Annotated in this window: 2 protein-coding genes; both read right to left on the bottom strand. The window is 36.8% G+C overall.

Going from position 1 to position 20,664, the window contains the following annotated elements; translation table 11 throughout:
- Positions 1-120 precede the first annotated feature (120 nt).
- Complete coding sequence (locus tag OGZ34_RS10480; protein ID WP_396193340.1) at positions 121-18,498, bottom strand: non-ribosomal peptide synthase/polyketide synthase; 18,378 nt, start codon at positions 18,496-18,498, stop codon at positions 121-123.
- 15 nt (positions 18,499-18,513) lie between these two features.
- A complete protein-coding gene (locus tag OGZ34_RS10475) occupies positions 18,514-20,658 on the bottom strand; it encodes a non-ribosomal peptide synthetase (protein ID WP_263362978.1) in 2,145 nt (714 codons plus the stop codon).
- Between the last annotated feature and the right edge of the window lie 6 nt (positions 20,659-20,664).

Raw genomic sequence — 20,664 nt, 5'->3', positions numbered from 1 at the left:
CTACTCCAGCTCCACCTACACATAGTTCTCCGATAACTCCCACCGGTACCAAATTTAAATTGTCATCTAAAATATAACAGCCTAAAGTAGGAATAGCGGAACCTATCATACTAACAGGATTTAACATGTCTTCTGCATTAAGCTCTTTATAAGTAACATGCACCGTGGTCTCGTTATTCCATACATGTTAATCATTTTACAATCAACATAAGACGCTTTCCAGTCTTGTAAATAAATAGGATTCAAGGCTTCTCCTCCAAATATTACATAACGAAGCGAATGATTAAAACCTCCCGTGAGAAATTCCTGTTGAAGTGCATAAAACGATCCGGGGGTTTGATTTAAAACCGTTACCCCTTCACTTATCAATAATTCCTTAAACGAAATAGCATCTTTTGTTACTGCTTTTGGTACAACTACCAATCGACCTCCGTGAAGCAGGGCACCATACATCTCCCATACCGAGAAATCAAAACAAAATGAATGAAACAATGTCCACACATCATTAGTCCCAAAATCAAATAAATAAGATTCATTCTTAAACAAACGAACAACATTACTATGGCTTATCAAGACACCTTTGGGATTACCCGTACTTCCTGAGGTATAAATTACATAAGCCAGATGACTTGGTGATAATGCAACGTTTAATGCTGTTGTAGGATTAACAGAGATCTTCGCCCAATCTTTATCCAATAGTAAAACATCAATATCCTTATAATCTGCCAGAATCTTATGGTTATCTTCCATACTTAATACCAGTTTAATACCGGCATCAACAAGCATATAACCAATACGATCCGACGGGTAATCAGGATCAACAGGCACATAAGCACCCCCTGATTTTAAAATACCTAAGATACCTATAAGCATCTCCAGACTACGCTCCAGACAAATACCTACCAAAGTATCCGGCTCAACTCCCTGTTCTATTAAATAATGACCCAGTTGATTCGACTTCTCGTTTAACTCCCTATAACTTAATGTTTCTCCTTCATAAACCACAGCTATAGCATCAGGAGTCTTCTTCACCTGTTCTTCGAACAAATCAACTATAGTTTTATCTTTTGGATAAGCAACTGTTGTATCATTGAATAAATGCAATAGTTGGTATTCTTCCTCTTTTGTCAACATCGACAAACTGCCTACTGGCTGGTCGATATCAATTACAATACTAACTAGTAATTCTTTATAGTGCAAAAGCATACGATCAATGGTAGCCCTATCAAACAAAGCGGTACAATACACTATACCTACTATAATACCGTCATTATTTTCAGAAACAGTCAATGTTAGGTCAACTTTCGAATTAAAAGTATCAAACTCATAACCTGAAAGTGTAACTCCTTCCAAACCTTTTCCTGTTTTACCCGAATTTTCTAACGCATTCTGCAGTACGAACATCACCTGAAACAATGGACTCATGCTCATATCACGGGTAGTGACCACACGGTCTACTACTTTCTCAAATGGAGCCAATTGATGATCATAACTACCAAGTGTAGTTTCTTTTACTCTTTTTAAAAGTTCCCTAAAGTCTGGATTACCACTCAGATCACTGCGAAGTGCCAGTGTATTGACAAAAAAGCCTATCATGCCCTCTAACTCTGATTGGGTACGATTCGCAATAGGCGTTCCAACACAAATATCATCCTGACCACTATAACGCGACAACAATACCTTAAAGGCTGACAACATCAACATAAATAATGTAACACCTTCTGCCTGACACAAGGCATTTAAAGAATCACTAAGATTCTTATCAAGAGTTAAAGAAACATTCGATCCTGCTGTGCTTTGAATCGATGGACGAGCATAATCTGTGGGCAATGATAAAGTACCTACTCCCTCTAACTTCTCTTCCCAATACGATAACTGAGAGTCCAAAACAGCTCCTTCCAAGTATTTTCGCTGCCAGATCGCATAATCTGAATATTGCAAAGAAAGCTCAGGTAAAACAGCCGCTCTTCCCGATTGAAGTGCGCTGTAAAACTCCATAAACTCATTTACCAAGATACCACCTGACCAGCCATCACTGGCAATATGATGCAGCACACAAGCCAATATATATTTTTGATCTCCTAAATCATACAAACATGCTCGTAACTTATAATCTGCTGACAAATCAAAAGGAGCCATCAGATAATCCTGAAGGATATTTTCAAATAATGATACATCTCTTATTTCAACCTGATCAAGAATCCACTCCTTTTCACTTATGACTTCCTGATACCCTATACCATCTTCTGATAACAGAATAGTACGTAAAACCTCATGACGAGATACAATACTTTGAAGCGTTTGTTCTAATATCGATGCGTCTAACACCCCTTCCAAACGAAGTGCAATAGGCATGTGATATTCTAAACTACCCTGTAACTGATCCAAAAACCAAAGTCGCTCCTGACTGAAAGACAAAGGAATTCGATCTTCTTTTTCCTGAACAGCAATAGTCGGTAGTAACACTCCCTCTGATTGAATCGATACATGTACCGCTAAAGCTGAGATAGTAGTATACTCAAAGACTTCCCTGATAGATATTTCTATGGAAAGCTTTTTACGAATAATCGATACCAATCGGGTAGCCAGTAGACTATGACCCCCCAACTCAAAAAAGTTATCATGAACTCCAACCTTCTCTACTCCCAACAAATTCTCCCAGATTTGAGCCAATTGTTGCTCTGTCTCTGTCCGTGGAGCAACATATTCTTTCGTAGACAAATCTGAACTATCAGGATTCGGCAAAGCTTTTCTGTCCAGTTTTCCATTTGACGTTAACGGCAGCTCTGCCAACTCAACCCAAATCATAGGAACCATATACTCCGGTAAACTTAATTTCAACTGTTCCTGCAAAGCAGCCCTGTCCAGCTTACCTTCAACAACAACATAACCAACCAAACGTTTGGTATCATTTGAATCCTCTTTGGCCAATACACAGCACTGGCTGATTCCACGTACCGATGACAATACATTCTCGATTTCACCAAGCTCTATTCGATAACCACGGATTTTAACCTGATTATCCTTTCTGCCAATAAACTCTAGATTACCATCAGGGAGCCAACGTGCTAAATCTCCAGTCTTATAAATTCTATCGCCTTCTTTAAATGGATTCTCTATAAACTTCTCTCGGGTTAATTCTTCCTGATTTAAATAACCACGAGCAACCTGAATTCCTCCAATGCATAATTCACCTACTAAGCCTAAAGGTAATATATTATCATAATTATCCAATATATAGAGTTGAACATTATCAATTTCTTTACCGATAATAACCCTTTCTAAAATATTTAACTTTTGTGCAGTAATCCAAATAGTAGCCTCTGTAGGCCCATACAAATTCCAAACATTATTACTTATAGAAGTTAGACTGTTCTTTAATGATTCCTTAATTGCCTCTCCTCCACTTAAAAGTGTAACATTTTCTCTATTATCCCAACCATTATCAATAAGCATTTGCCAAGTTGATGGGGTTGCCTGCATAAAATCAGGGCTATGATTAGCTATAGCAGACTGAAGCTGATCCCCATCTCTTATAGAAATGTTATTTAAAACGATAACTTTAGCTCCTAATAATAGAGGAGCGAAAAACTCTAAATAAAAAATATCAAAAGTATTGGTTGTTACTGAAAGAAAACTCTTTAAGTCTTGCATTTCCAAACGATTGATCATACTTAGCAAAAAATTCACTAAACTACTATGCTCAATCATTACTCCTTTTGGCTTACCTGTACTACCTGAGGTATAAATTACATAAGCCAGATGACTTGGTGATAATGCAACGTTTAGTCCTGTTGTAGGATTAACAGAGATCTTCGCCCAATCTTTATCCAATAGTAAAACATCAATATCCTTATAATCTGCCAGAATCTTATGGTTATCTTCCATACTTAATACCAGTTTGATGCCGGCATCATCTAGCATATAACCAATACGATCCGACGGATAATCAGGATCAACAGGCACATAAGCACCCCCTGATTTTAAAATACCCAAGATACCTATAAGCATCTCCAGACTACGCTCCAAACAAATACCTACCAAAGTATCAGGCTCAACTCCCTGTTCTATTAAATAATGACCCAGTTGATTCGACTTCTCATTTAACTCCTTATAACTTAATGCTTCTCCTTCATAAACAACAGCTATAGCATCAGGGGTCTTCTTCACTTGCTCTTCAAACAAATCAACTACAGTCTTATCTTTTGGATAAGCAACTGCCGTATCATTAAATGAATACAATAACTCGTGCTGCTCTTCTTTTGGTAAAATAACCAGACTCATTACACTTGATTCTTCGCTTTTTATTGCTTCCAGAAGTTCCGTAAGCGCCTCTTTCATATACTCAACTATCCTCTGAGAACCAATACTCTGATCAATCTGAGACTTTAATCCAAAATCATCTCCATAATCATCTACACTTAAGGTAAAAGGGTAATTGGTACGTTCATGACTGCTCAGAACTGTAATCCCTGAATCAAATTCATTTACATGATCTTCATGTGATAAAACAGGTGAGGAATGACGGTAATTCAGCAATGCACTGAAGAATGCCATATCATTGCTTATTCCACTCCAATTCTGGATATGGGATAAAGGAGTTTGCTCATAAGACAATAAATCCCGTAACAATACCTTGACCTGATCAAGATAATCCAACACACTGCCTTTTAATTCAACTAACACCGGAAGGGTATTGATAAACAATCCTAATGAATCTGCAGCACCTAAAGAACCCTGAAGTCTTCCTGAAAACAAAGAACCAAAAATAGCATAATCCTTATTACTGCATCTGGCAACTACAAGGCCATAAGCAGCATGGAACAATACTGCTGGGGTCATACCCAGCCTCAAACACGTTTCACGCAATTCTGAACTTAAAGCTTTTGAAAGCAAAGCTTCTGATTCTTCAATATCCTTACCATCTCCAAGGATGTTTGATAAATCAAACGGATAGGTAGGCTCTTCAATTCCTTCAAACAAAGATCTAAAATAAGAACCTGCGTCATGCTCCGATTGCGCATGTAAAGTATGACCTATAAAATCACGGTACAAAACAGGAACACCTAAACTTTCTTGGTTGCCCGATAAATACAACATAACCTCCGATACAATTTTCTCCAGACCAACATGGTCCATTATCAAATGATGTTGGTATACAATCAAATAATAACAGCCATTTTCAGAATCATCAGCCGATTTCAACTCCAATAATGGTGCCTTTGAAATATCCATCCAATGACTACCCGGAGCTATCAGAACATCTAATTGTGATAAAATAGCACGGGAATTATCCAAAACCAAATGCTCTAATGACAAAGAAGCTTCACGCAATACCACCTGAACTGCTTGAGGTAAACCAAAACTTAATATACAGGTGCGTAAAACATCATGACGGTTCACTACAAATTGCAATGCCTCAATGAAACAATTACGCTTATCATTGTCTGGAAATGATAGTAAACTAGCTAGAACATAAGGGTCTCCCACTTTAGGATCACTCATCAGATGATGAAAATAAATACCTTCCTGTAATGGTGATAAAGGATATATATCCGCTATATTGGAAACTCCTCCAGCAACCATTCCAACTAATTCATCCAGATCACTCTGATTAAAATCAATCAAAGGAACCATCGATGGAGTAATATAATCACTATCAACCCTAATACCATTAACAGGAACACTATAAACCAACGATAATGAAGATAACTTATCACTAATCAAAGCTATTGTTGGCCCTGAAAAAATATCTTTTACCCCAATATGAAAACCTAGTTTCTGTAAACGGGAAATTAACTGAACTGCCAATAAACTATGGCCTCCTAACTCAAAAAAATTATCATGAACACCCACCTTCTCTAAGCCAAGCAAATTCTGCCAGATCTCTGCCAGCTGCTTTTCGGTATCACTGCGCGGAGCAACATATTCCTTCCTGGACAAATCAGAACTATCAACATCCGGTAAGGCTTTCCTGTCCAGCTTTCCATTTGAAGTCAACGGCATCTCTGCCAACTCAACCCAGATCATAGGAACCATATACTCGGGTAAACTTAATTTTAATTGCTCCTCCAAGTAAGACTTATCTAACTTGCCTTCTGAAACCACATAACCAACCAAACGTTTGTTATCATTTGAATCCTCTTTGGCCAATACACAGCACTGGATGATTCCACGTACCGATGACAATACATTCTCGATTTCACCAAGCTCTATTCGATAACCACGAATCTTAACCTGATTATCTTTTCTTCCAATATATTCTATAGTACCATCAGGGAGCCAACGCGCTAAATCTCCCGTCTTATAAATTCTATCGCCCTCTTTAAATGGATTTTCTATAAACTTCTCCCGGGTTAACTCTTCTTTGTTCAGATAACCACGAGCGACCTGAATTCCTCCAATGCATAACTCTCCAACTACTCCAATTGGTAAAAGTTGATGACTATCATCCACAACATATAAACTAGTATTGTCTACAGGCTGACCAATTAAAACACCTGAAAGGGAATCTTTCAATGGTACTTCCCATGAACTTACATCGATCGCTGCCTCAGTAGGACCATATAAATTGTCTAAACGTACTTGACTGAATTTCTCCCTAAACATAACAATCTGGTCCAATTGCAAAGCTTCGCCACTACATAGAACACGTTCTAAAGAAATACAGTCTCCCGGTTCTATAAAACTCAAAAAAACATTCAACATCGAAGGAACAAAATGAATTGTAGTGATACTATACTCTTCAATTATTCTTTTCAGATAAATAGCATCCCTATGACCTTCAGCCTTGGCAAAAACCAATCTGGAACCACACGTGACAGACCATAATAATTCCCATACAGAAACATCAAAACTAAAAGATGTCTTTTGAAGAATCGTGTCTTCAGAGTTTAATTTATAATGTGATTGGGTCCATAACAATCGATTTACGATACCACCGTGCTCATTCATTACTCCTTTTGGCTTACCTGTACTACCTGAGGTATAAATTACATAAGCCAGGTGGTTTGGTGATAATGCAACGTTTAGAGCCGTTGTAGGATTAACAGAGATCTTCGCCCAATCTTTATCCAATAGTAAAACATCAATATCCTTATAATCTGCCAGAATCTTATGGTTATCTTCCATACTTAATACCAGTTTGATGCCGGCATCATCTAGCATATAACCGATACGATCCGACGGATAATCAGGATCAACAGGCACATAAGCACCCCCTGATTTTAAAATACCCAAGATACCTATAAGCATCTCCAGACTACGCTCCAAACAAATACCTACCAAAGTATCAGGCTCAACTCCCTGTTCTATTAAATAATGACCCAGTTGATTCGACTTCTCATTTAACTCCTTATAACTTAATGCTTCTCCTTCATAAACAACAGCTATAGCATCAGGGGTCTTCTTCACTTGCTCTTCAAACAAATCAACTACAGTCTTATCTTTTGGATAAACAACTGCCGTATCATTAAATGAATACAATAACTGATGCTCTTCATTTACTGTTAACATCGGAAGAATGCTTATTGGTCTGGTGATATCACAAACAATACCAACCAATAATTCTTTGTAATGCAACATCATACGATCAATAGTAGCCCTATCAAACAAGTCTGTGCAATACACGATATCTAATCCAATTCCATTATTACCTTCAGAAACATTCAATATCAAATCAAACTGAGATGTAACATGCTCAAATTCATAACCTGAGAGTAAAATTCCTTCTAAACCTGTTTCTACTTCCTCTGACCCTTTCGGTGTATTCTGCAATACAAACATCACCTGAAACAATGGACTCATGCTCATATCACGGGTAGTGACCACACGGTCTACTACTTTCTCAAATGGAGCCAATTGATGATCATAACTACCAAGTGTAGTTTCTTTTACTCTTTTTAAAAGTTCCCTAAAGTCTGGATTACCACTCAGATCACTGCGAAGTGCCAGTGTATTGACAAAAAAGCCTATCATGCCCTCTAACTCTGATTGGGTACGATTCGCAATAGGCGTTCCAACACAAATATCATCCTGACCACTATAACGCGACAATAATACCTTAAAGGCTGACAACATCAACATAAATAATGTAACACCTTCTGCCTGACACAAGGCATTTAAAGAATCACTAAGATTCTTATCAAGAGTTAAAGAAACATTCGATCCTGCTGTGCTTTGAATCGATGGACGAGCATAATCTGTGGGCAATGATAAAGTACCTACTCCCTCTAACTTCTCTTCCCAATACGATAACTGAGAGTCCAAAACAGCTCCTTCCAAGTATTTTCGCTGCCAGATCGCATAATCTGAATATTGCAAAGAAAGCTCAGGCAAAACAGCCGCTCTTCCCGATTGAAGTGCGCTGTAAAGCTCCATGAACTCATTTACCAAGATACCACCTGACCAGCCATCACTGGCAATATGATGCAGCACACAAGCCAATATATATTTTTGATCTCCTAAATCATACAAACAAGCTCGTAACTTATAATCTGCTGACAAATCAAATGGAATTCTGAGATAATCCTGAAGGATATTTTCAAATAATGATACATCTCTTATTTCAACCTGATCAAGGATCCACTCCTTTTCACTTATGACTTCCTGATACCCTATACCATCTTCTGATAACAGAATAGTACGCAAAACCTCATGACGAGATACAATACTTTGAAGCGTTTGTTCTAATATCGATGTATCTAACGCTCCTTCAAGTCGAAGTGCAATAGGAATATGATAAGCAACACTGCCTTCTAACTGATCCAAAAACCAAAGTCGCTCCTGACTGAAAGACAAAGGAATTCGTCCTGAGCGGTCTTCTACGACAACAGCAGGTAGTAATATCCCAACTGATTGAGATGATACATGCGAACTTAACGTTGCGATCGTCGCGTATTCAAAGACTTCCCTGATAGATATTTCTATGGATAATCCCTTTCGGATCATCGATACCAATCGGGTAGCCAGTAAACTATGCCCTCCTAACTCAAAAAAGTTATCATGAACTCCAACCTTCTCTATTCCCAACAAATTCTCCCAAATTTGAACCAATTGGTGTTCTGTATCTGTCACTGGAGCCACATATTCTTTCGTAGACAAATCTGAACTATCAGGATCCGGCAAAGCTTTCTTATCCAACTTTCCGTTTGACGTCAACGGCAGTTCTGCCAACTCAACCCAAATCATAGGAACCATATACTCCGGTAAACTTAATTTCAACTGTTCCTGCAAAGCAACCCTGTCCAGCTTACCTTCAACAACAACATAACCAATCAGACGTTTACTGTTAACTGTATCTTCCTTAGCCAATACACAACAATGAATGATTCCTGACACTGATGAGAGAGCTTTCTCAATTTCACCAAGCTCTATTCGATAACCACGAATCTTAACCTGATCATCTTTTCTGCCAATAAATTCTACAGTACCATCAGCAAGCCAACGAGCCAAATCTCCCGTCTTATAAATTATATCTCCCTCTTTTAATGGATTCTCTATAAACTTCTCTCTGGTTAATTCTTCCTGATTCAAATAACCTCGACCTACTCCTGATCCTCCAACACATAATTCTCCAACTACTCCAATGGGTAAAAGTTGGTGACTATCATCTACAATATATAAACTTGTATTCGATAAAGGCTTACCTATTGGAATCGTTTCTGCATCATCAGATATCTCACAAATCTCATAACAGGTAGCGTATACTGTTGTTTCGGTAGGACCATAAACATGAAGTATCTTGTCTGGACCCAATGCTGATAAAATCTTTTTAACAGGAGAAACTGAAACTTTTTCTCCTCCAAATAACAACAATCTTAAACTAGATAATAAGGACAAATCATACTCTGCTAAAGAATTAAACAATGCTGTAGTAATAAAAACAACACTTAACTCATTTTTACTGATGACTTGAGATAAAACTCCTGCATCTGAAGCTGTAGATTTATCTATTAAATAAAGACAAGCACCATTTAAAAGACTTCCAAAAATCTCATATGTTGATCCGTCAAAAGCATAGTTAGACCATTGAAGTACCCGATCTAAGTTATTAACAGAAATCTTACTCAAGGGATCATTAATAAGGGTAATTATATTTTCGTCATTAATAGAAATTCCTTTAGGAACTCCTGTAGTCCCCGAAGTATACATAATATAAGCAACTGAATCATAACCCCTTTCTTTTTCAACTTTTGAAGATTCATAATTTAAAGATTCTGCTATATTTAATAGACTATATTTCAAAACAGATAAACTTGATAATAAAGATTCCTCCTTATAAAGGATAAAATTAACATTTGAATCCTCTAAAATATAGGATAATCTTTTTGAGGGTAATGAAGGATCTAAAGGAACATAAGTACATCCTGATTTCAGAACCCCTAAGATACTAATGATCATATCAAAACTTCTGTTAAACAAGATTCCTATTCGCGAATCTTCAACCATACCTACAGATTCGAAATAATGAACCAATTGATTCGAACGCTCATCCAGTTCCTTATAAGTTATAACCTGATCCTCAAAAACTATAGCCGTAGCATCTGGAGTTCTTTTAACCTGATCTTCGAACAAGTCAACCAGTGTCTTATCTTTTGAATATGCAATTGCTGTGTCGTTAAAAACATCCTGCAATTGGTATTCTTCTTCTTTTGATAAAATATTTAAAGCATTTATAATTAGATCTTCTCTCTTCAGGCCTTCCAAAAGTTCAACCAAAGCATTTTTTATATAAATAACAATACGGGAAGCATCTATACTTCCATCAATCTGAGCTTTCAATTCAAAATCATCTCCATAATCATCTACACTTAAGGTAAAAGGGTAATTGGTACGTTCTTTACCTCCATAAAATGTAATCCCTGAATCAAATTCATTTGCATGATCTTCATGTGATAAAACAGGTGAGGAATGACGGTAATTCAGCAATGCACTGAAGAATGCCATATCATTGCTTATTCCACTCCAATTCTGGATATGGGATAAAGGAGTTTGCTCATAAGACAATAAATCCCGTAACAATACCTTGACCTGATCAAGATAATCCAACACACTGCCTTTTAATTCAACTAACACCGGAAGGGTATTGATAAACAATCCTAATGAATCTGCAGCACCTAAAGAACCCTGAAGTCTTCCTGAAAACAAAGAACCAAAAATAGCATAATCCTTATTACTGCATCTGGCAACTACAAGGCCATAAGCAGCATGGAACAATACTGCTGGGGTCATACCCAGCCTCAAACACGTTTCACGCAATTCTGAACTTAAAACTTTCGGGAGTACTATACGAAACTCATTAATACCTTTTCCATCTCCAAGGATGTTTGATAAATCAAACGGATAGGTAGGCTCTTCAATTCCTTCAAACAAAGATCTAAAATAAGAACCTGCGTCATGCTCCGATTGCGCATGTAAAGTATGACCTATAAAATCACGGTACAAAACAGGAACACCTAAACTTTCTTGGTTGCCCGATAAATACAACATAACCTCCGATACAATTTTCTCCAGACCAACATGGTCCATTATCAAATGATGTTGGTATACAATCAAATAATAACAGCCATTTTCAGAATCATCAGCCGATTTCAACTCCAATAATGGTGCCTTTGAAATATCCATCCAATGACTACCAGGAGCTATCAGAACATCTAATTGTGATAAAATAGCACGGGAATTATCCAAAACCAAATGCTCTAATGACAAAGAAGCTTCACGCAATACCACCTGAACTGCTTGAGGTAAACCAAAACTTAATATACAGGTGCGTAAAACATCATGACGGTTCACTACAAATTGCAATGCCTCAATGAAACAATTACGCTTATCATTGTCTGGAAATGATAGTAAACTAGCTAGAACATAAGGGTCTCCCACTTTAGGATCACTCATCAGATGATGAAAATAAATACCTTCCTGTAATGGTGATAAAGGATATATATCCGCTATATTGGAAACTCCTCCAGCAACCATTCCAACTAATTCATCCAGATCACTCTGATTAAAATCAATCAAAGGAACCATCGATGGAGTAATATAATCACTATCAACCCTAATACCATTAACAGGAACACTATAAACCAACGATAATGAAGATAACTTATCACTAATCAAAGCTATTGTTGGCCCTGAAAAAATATCTTTTACCCCAATATGAAAACCTAGTTTCTGTAAACGGGAAATTAACTGAACTGCCAATAAACTATGGCCTCCTAACTCAAAAAAATTATCATAAACACCCACCTTCTCTAAGCCAAGCAAATTCTGCCAGATCTCTGCCAGCTGCTTTTCGGTATCACTGCGCGGAGCAACATATTCCTTCCTGGACAAATCAGAACTATCAACATCCGGTAAGGCTTTCCTGTCCAGCTTTCCATTTGAAGTCAACGGCATCTCTGCCAACTCAACCCAGATCATAGGAACCATATACTCGGGTAAACTTAATTTTAATTGCTCCTCCAAGTAAGACTTATCTAACTTGCCTTCTGAAACCACATAACCAACCAAACGTTTGTTATCATTTGAATCCTCTTTGGCCAATACACAGCACTGGCTGATTCCACGTACCGATGACAATACATTCTCGATTTCACCAAGCTCTATTCGATAACCACGAATCTTAACCTGATTATCTTTTCTGCCAATAAACTCCAGATTACCATCAGGGAGCCAACGCGCTAAATCTCCCGTCTTATAAATTCTATCGCCCTCTTTAAATGGATTCTCTATAAACTTCTCCCGGGTTAACTCTTCTTTGTTCAAATAACCACGAGCGACACCTGACCCTCCTATACATAACTCTCCAACTACTCCAATTGGTAAAAGCTGGTTACTGTCGTTCATGATATAGGCGCTGGTATTATCTATTGGCTTACCAATAGATATAAGATGTTTTATATCTTCTCTAAAAATTGTCGAACAGATACTAGCTTCTGTAGGACCATAGGCATTGATGTAATTATAATCCTGAGAAAATCTCTTTGCTAATGCCAAAGGTATTGACTCACCTGCAGTAACTAAAGTTTTTATCCCCTTTAAATCTTCAACGGATAATAATTGTAAAAATGCAGGAGGCAAAGTTGCAATGGTAATAGTATTATTTACAATAAAAGTTCTAAAAAATCCTGTATTAGATTTTTCTTCTTCTTTTATAATACATAAACGGCACCCGCTTAAAAGTGAAATACAAATCTCAGAAATTGAAGCGTCAAATGAAGGACTAGCAAATTGAAGGGAACTATCAATATTTGTGATACAAAAGGCAGAAATTTGAGATAAGATTGTATTGATTATACTTTTATGTTCAATCATCACTCCTTTAGGTTGCCCTGTACTTCCCGAAGTATAAATAACATAAGCCAGATCATCTGACTTTATAACAATACGCGGTAAAGCAACTGCATAATCGGAAATAGTATCTTTGAATAAACTCAGATATAAATCATCTATAATTATACTACAACCACTGTCTTTCTTTATATATTCTTTTCTTTCCTCAGGGTAATTAAGATCTATAGGAACATACACAGATCCTGTTTTTAATATAGCTAAAAATGATATTATTAACCAATCACTGCGTTCCAAAACAACCCCAATTAAACACTGCGAATTAATTGAGATAGTAGTTAATAAATAATTTGCAAGCTGATTTGACTTCTCATCTAATTCTTTATAACTTAACTCTGCTCCCTCATAAACTACTGCTATAGCAGCAGGAGTCTTCTTCACCTGTTCTTCAAACAAATCAACCAATGTCTTGTTTTTTGGATAAGCAACTGTCGTATCATTAAATGAATACAATAACTGATGCTCTTCATTTACTGTTAACATCGGAAGAATGCTTATTGGTCTGGTGATATCACAAACAATACCAACCAATAATTCTTTGTAATGCAACATCATACGATCAATAGTAGCCCTATCAAACAAGTCTGTGCAATACACGATATCTAATCCAATTCCATTATTACCTTCAGAAACATTCAATATCAAATCAAACTGAGATGTAACATGCTCAAATTCATAACCTGAGAGTAAAATTCCTTCTAAACCTGTTTCTACTTCCTCTGACTCTTTCGGTGTATTCTGCAATACAAACATCACCTGAAACAATGGACTCATGCTCATATCACGGGTAGTGACCACACGGTCTACTACTTTCTCAAATGGAGCCAATTGATGATCATAACTACCAAGTGTAGTTTCTTTTACTCTTTTTAAAAGTTCCCTAAAGTCTGGATTACCACTCAGATCACTGCGAAGTGCCAGTGTATTGACAAAAAAGCCTATCATGCCCTCTAACTCTGATTGGGTACGATTCGCAATAGGCGTTCCAACACAAATATCATCCTGACCACTATAACGCGACAATAATACCTTAAAGGCTGACAACATCAACATAAATAATGTAACACCTTCTGCCTGACACAAGGCATTTAAAGAATCACTAAGATTCTTATCAAGAGTTAAAGAAACATTCGATCCTGCTGTGCTTTGAATCGATGGACGAGCATAATCTGTGGGCAATGATAAAGTACCTACTCCCTCTAACTTCTCTTCCCAATACGATAACTGAGAGTCCAAAACAGCTCCTTCCAAGTATTTTCGCTGCCAGATCGCATAATCTGAATATTGCAAAGAAAGCTCAGGTAAAACAGCCGCTCTTCCCGATTGAAGTGCGCTGTAAAGCTCCATAAACTCATTTACCAAGATACCACCTGACCAGCCATCACTGGCAATATGATGCAGCACACAAGCCAATATATATTTTTGATCTCCTAAATCATACAAACATGCTCGTAACTTATAATCTGCTGACAAATCAAAAGGAGCCATCAGATAATCCTGAAGGATATTTTCAAATAATGATCTATCATCTATTACAACCTGATCAAGGATCCACTCCTTTTCACTTATGACTTCCTGATACCCTATACCATCTTCTGATAACAGAATAGTACGCAAAACCTCATGACGTGATACAATACTTTGAAGCGTTTGTTCTAATATCAATGTATCTAATGCTCCTTCCAGATGAAGAACAGTAGGAATGTGATATTCACTACTACTTCCCTGCAACTGATCCAAAAACCACAATCGTTCCTGGCTGAAAGATAATGGCGTACGATCTTCTTTTTCCTGAACAGCAATAGCCGGCAGTAATACTCCCTCTGATTGAACCGATACATGTGAACTTAACGTTGCGATCGTCGTATATTCAAAGACATCTGCAATTTCAACCTCTATAGACAATTCCTTTCGGATCATCGATACCAATCGGGTAGCCAGTAAACTATGCCCCCCCAACTCAAAAAAGTTATCATGAACTCCAACCTTCTCTACTCCCAACAAATTCTCCCAAATTTGAGCCAATTGGTGTTCTGTATCTGTCACTGGAGCAACATATTCTTTTACATATAATTCTAAACCATCAGGATCCGGCAAAGCTTTCTTATCCAGCTTTCCGTTTGAGGTAAGTGGCATCTCTTCCAACTCAACCCAGATCATAGGAACCATATACTCAGGCAAACTTAATTTCAACTGTTCCTGTAAAGCAGCCCTGTCCAGCTTGCCTTCAACAACAACATAACCAATCAGACGTTTACTGTTAACTGTATCTTCCTTAGCCAATACACAACAATGAATGATTCCTGACACTGATGAGAGAGCATTCTCTATTTCACCAAGCTCTATTCGATAACCACGAATCTTAACCTGATCATCTTTTCTGCCTATAAATTCTATAGTACCATCAGCAAGCCAACGAGCCAAATCTCCCGTCTTATAAATTATATCTCCCTCTTTAAATGGATTCTCTATAAACTTCTCTCGGGTTAATTCTTCCTGATTCAAATAACCTCGACCTAATCCTGATCCTCCAACACATAATTCTCCAACTACTCCAATGGGTAAAAGCTCCAATTTTGAATCTAAGATATAGGCCTGACTATTTTTAATAGGTTTACCAATAGGAAGGTTCTTATAAGTAACTTCATCAATACTGTAAGTCGTAGAAAAAGTAGTGTTTTCTGTAGGTCCATAACCATTGACAATATGTAGCTCTGGATAATGTTCTTTTAATTTATTGGTATAAGCAAACAAAACCACGTCTCCTCCTACTAATAAATCAGTCAAATTTTCAAAAACACATATATCATCTTCAACTATTTGATGAAACCAAGAAGCCGTCATCCACATAGTGGTAACCCTATGTTTTATAATAAGGTCTCTCAGACTAACGATGTTTAATAATGAGCTAGTATCTGCTAATATTAATTGCCCTCCATTTAATAAAGTACCAAAAAATTCTAAGGTCGTAGCATCAAAAGAAATAGATCCTGTGGACAACCAGACTGTATCTGAATTTAATGAAATATAATCACAGCTTTTACACAAACTAACAATATTATTATGTGTGATCATCACTCCTTTTGGATTACCTGTAGTTCCTGAAGTGTACATAATATAAGCAACGGAAACTGGCTTTATTCTATAGGATAATTTAGATGTTTCTAAAGCTAATGATTCTGCTATATCTAAGAAAAAAATAAATTCTGAAACAGATAAATTTGACAATAAGGATTCCTCCTTGTAAAGAAGGAAATTCACACCCGAATCCTCTAAAATATAGGATAATCTTTTTGAAGGTAATGAAGGATCTAAAGGAACATAAGTACATCCTGATTTCAGAACCCCTAAGATACTAATAATCATATCGAAACTTCTGTTAAACAAGATTCCTATTCGCGAATCTTCAACCATACCTACAGATTCGAAATAATGAACCAATTGATTCGAACGATCATCGAGTTCCTTATACGTCATAACCTGATCTTCAAAAACCAATGCTATAGCATCAGGAGTCTTCTTCACCTGTTCTTCAAACAAATCAACTATCGTTTTATCCTCAGGATAAATTAATTCAGTATCATTAAAAATATTTAATAACTGCTCCTCCTCCTCTGTACTCAACATCGACAAAGTGCCTACTGGCTGAGTAATATCTCCCAAAATAGAAATCAAAAGCTCTTTGTAATGTAAAAGCATACGATCAATCGTGGACTTATCAAATAAAGCGGTACAATACTCTATAGTCAATATAAGGCCTGAATCTCCTTCAGATGCATTCAATGTTAAATCTGACTTAGAAGTAACAGAGTCAAATTCATAACCTGAAAGAGTAACCCCTTCTAAATCTTTTCCTGATTTCCCTGACTCTTCAGGTGTATTATGCAGTACAAATAAAACTTGAAATAATGGACTCATGCTCATATCACGGGCAGTAATCATTCGATCCACGACCTTTTCAAATGGAGCCAGCTGATGGTCATAGCCCCCAAGTGTAGTTTCTTTTACTCTTTTTAAAAGTTCTCTGAAGTCTGGATCACCACTCAGATCACTGCGAAGTGCCAAGATGTTTACAAAAAAACCAATCATACCCTCTAACTCTGATTGGGTACGATTCGCAATAGAAGTTCCAACACAAATATCATCCTGACCACTATAACGCGACAATAATACCTTAAAGGCTGACAACATCAACATAAATAATGTAACACCTTCTGCCTGACACAAGGCATTTAAAGAATCACTAAGATTCTTATCAAGAGTTAAAGAAACATTCGATCCTGCTGTGCTTTGAATCGATGGACGAGCATAATCTGTGGGCAATGATAAAGTACCTACTCCCTCTAACTTCTCTTCCCAATACGATAACTGAGAGTCCAAAACAGCTCCTTCCAAGTATTTTCGCTGCCAGATCGCATAATCTGAATATTGCAAAGAAAGCTCAGGTAAAACAGCCGCTCTTCCCGATTGAAGCGCGCTGTAAAGCTCCATAAACTCATTTACCAAGATACCCTCTGACCAGCCATCACTGGCAATGTGGTGAAACACACAGGCCAATATATATTTTTGATCTCCTAAATCATACAAACAACCTCGTAACTTATAATCTGCTGACAAATCAAATGGAATTCTGAGATAATCCTGAAGGATATTTTCAAATAATGATCTATCACTTATTTCAACCTGATCAAGGATCCACTCCTTTTCACTTATGACTTCCTGATATCCTACACCATCCTCTGATAACAGAATGGTACGCAAAACCTCATGACGAGATACAATACTTTGAAGCGTTTGTTCTAATATCGATGTATCTAACGCTCCTTCAAGTCGAAGTACAATAGGAATATGATAAGCAACACTGCCTTCTAACTGATCCAAAAACCACAATCGCTCCTGACTGAAAGACAAAGGAATTCGTCCTGAGTGGTCCTTTACATAAGGAATTATTTTTGCTAACACTTCAGTAGTTGCATCCTCATTACCGAGATCTTCTAAATATTTAATAATAAGATCTTTATTATCTTTTATTTCCGAAATTAGTTGAGGGTCTATTTCTGTATTTGCTTTAATACTTAATGAACCATTTATTAATACTAGTTTTATTTTTTCTTTATCTAATTTCCTAAAAAAACTTAAAAATTCCATATTTTATTTATTAAACTATATATTAATATTTATGCTATAGTTGCTTGTCTCATTACTTTCAAGATTGCGTAGCTTATAATCTACATAGGATGACAATTCTTCCACAGTATTAAATTTAAAAACATTTCGAATTGAAATCTCTATCGATAATTCCTTACGAATCATCGATACCAATCGGGTAGCCAGTAGACTATGACCCCCCAACTCAAAAAAGTTATCATGAACTCCTACTTTTTCTACTCCCAACAAATTCTCCCAAATTTGAACCAATTGTTGTTCTGTCTCTGTCCGTGGAGCAACATATTCTTTCGTAGACAAATCTGAACTATCAGGATCCGGCAAGGCTTTCCTATCCAGCTTTCCGTTTGAGGTCAGTGGCATCTCTTCCAACTCAACCCAAATCATAGGAACCATATACTCCGGTAGACTTAATTTCAACTGTTCCTGTAAAGCAGCCCTGTCTAGCTTACCTTCAACAACAACATAACCAACCAAACGTTTGTTATCATTTGAATCCTCTTTGGCCAATACACAGCACTGGCTGATTCCACGTACCGATGACAATACATTCTCGATTTCACCAAGCTCTATTCGATAACCACGAATTTTAACCTGATTATCCTTTCTGCCAATAAACTCCAGATTACCATCAGGGAGCCAACGTGCTAAATCTCCGGTCTTATAAATTCTATCGCCCTCTTTAAATGGATTCTCTATAAACTTCTCTCGGGTTAATTCTTCCTGATTCAAATAACCACGGGCAACCCCTGCTCCACTTACACATAGCTCGCCAACTATACCCATTGGTAATAGTTGTAATTCTTCATTTATAATGTAGATGCTTGTATTGGATATAGGAGATCCTATATTTATATTTTTTATTAATCTATAATTTGTGATTTCCAGTACACTACAACCTATTGTTGATTCAGTTGGACCATACTCATTAAATAATTTCACTAAAGGATTTAATTTATCTAAATTATTTAAATCGGAATGGGTCAATTGCTCCCCTCCTATAATAAACCTTTTTAATTTAGAACCATCCAATCCCTTAAAAAATGACAAATGTGCCGGAGTTAATTTAATTGAAGTGATAGAGTCATTTACTACTATATTATTTAATACATCCTCAACATTATTATCCTGATAAATATGTAATTGACCACCTGTCAAAAGTGTTAAATAGATACTTGTTTGTGTTAAATCAAATGATAATGAACTGAACAACGGAAAACTAAAACAGTTATCATCAACTGCATAATATTCAATACTATATAATAGATAATTCACTAAACTACTATGCTCAATCATTACTCCTTTTGGCTTACCTGTACTACCTGAGGTATAAATTACATAAGCCAGATGACTTGGTGATAATGCAACGTTTAGAGCCGTTGTAGGATTAACAGAGATCTTCGCCCAATCTTTATCCAATAGTAAAACATCAATATCCTTATAATCTGCCAGAATCTTATGGTTATCTTCCATACTTAATACCAGTTTGATGCCGGCATCATCTAGCATATAACCGATACGATCCGACGGATAATCAGGATCAACAGGCACATAAGCACCCCCTGATTTTAAAATACCCAAGATACCTATAAGCATCTCCAGACTACGCTCCAAACAAATACCTACCAAAGTATCAGGCTCAACTCCCTGTTCTATTAAATAATGACCCAGTTGATTCGACTTCTCATTTAACTCCTTATAACTTAATGCTTCTCCTTCATAAACAACAGCTATAGCATCAGGGGTCTTCTTCACTTGCTCTTCAAACAAATCAACTACAGTCTTATCTTTTGGATAAGCAACTGCCGTATCATTAAATGAATACAATAACTCGTGCTGCTCTTCTTTTGGTAAAATAACCAGACTCATTACACTTGATTCTTCGCTTTTTATTGCTTCCAGAAGTTCCGTAAGCGCCTCTTTCATATACTCAACTATCCTCTGAGAACCAATACTCTGATCAATCTGAGACTTTAATCCAAAATCATCTCCATAATCATCTACACTTAAGGTAAAAGGGTAATTGGTACGTTCATGACTGCTCAGAACTGTAATCCCTGAATCAAATTCATTTACATGATCTTCATGTGATAAAACAGGTGAGGAATGACGGTAATTCAGCAATGCACTGAAGAATGCCATATCATT

This window comes from Flavobacterium collinsii (assembly GCF_946903285.1).
GTDB classification, from domain to species: domain Bacteria; phylum Bacteroidota; class Bacteroidia; order Flavobacteriales; family Flavobacteriaceae; genus Flavobacterium; species Flavobacterium collinsii.
Note: the sequence above shows the minus strand (reverse complement) of the source record. Positions and strands in the feature narration are given on the sequence as shown.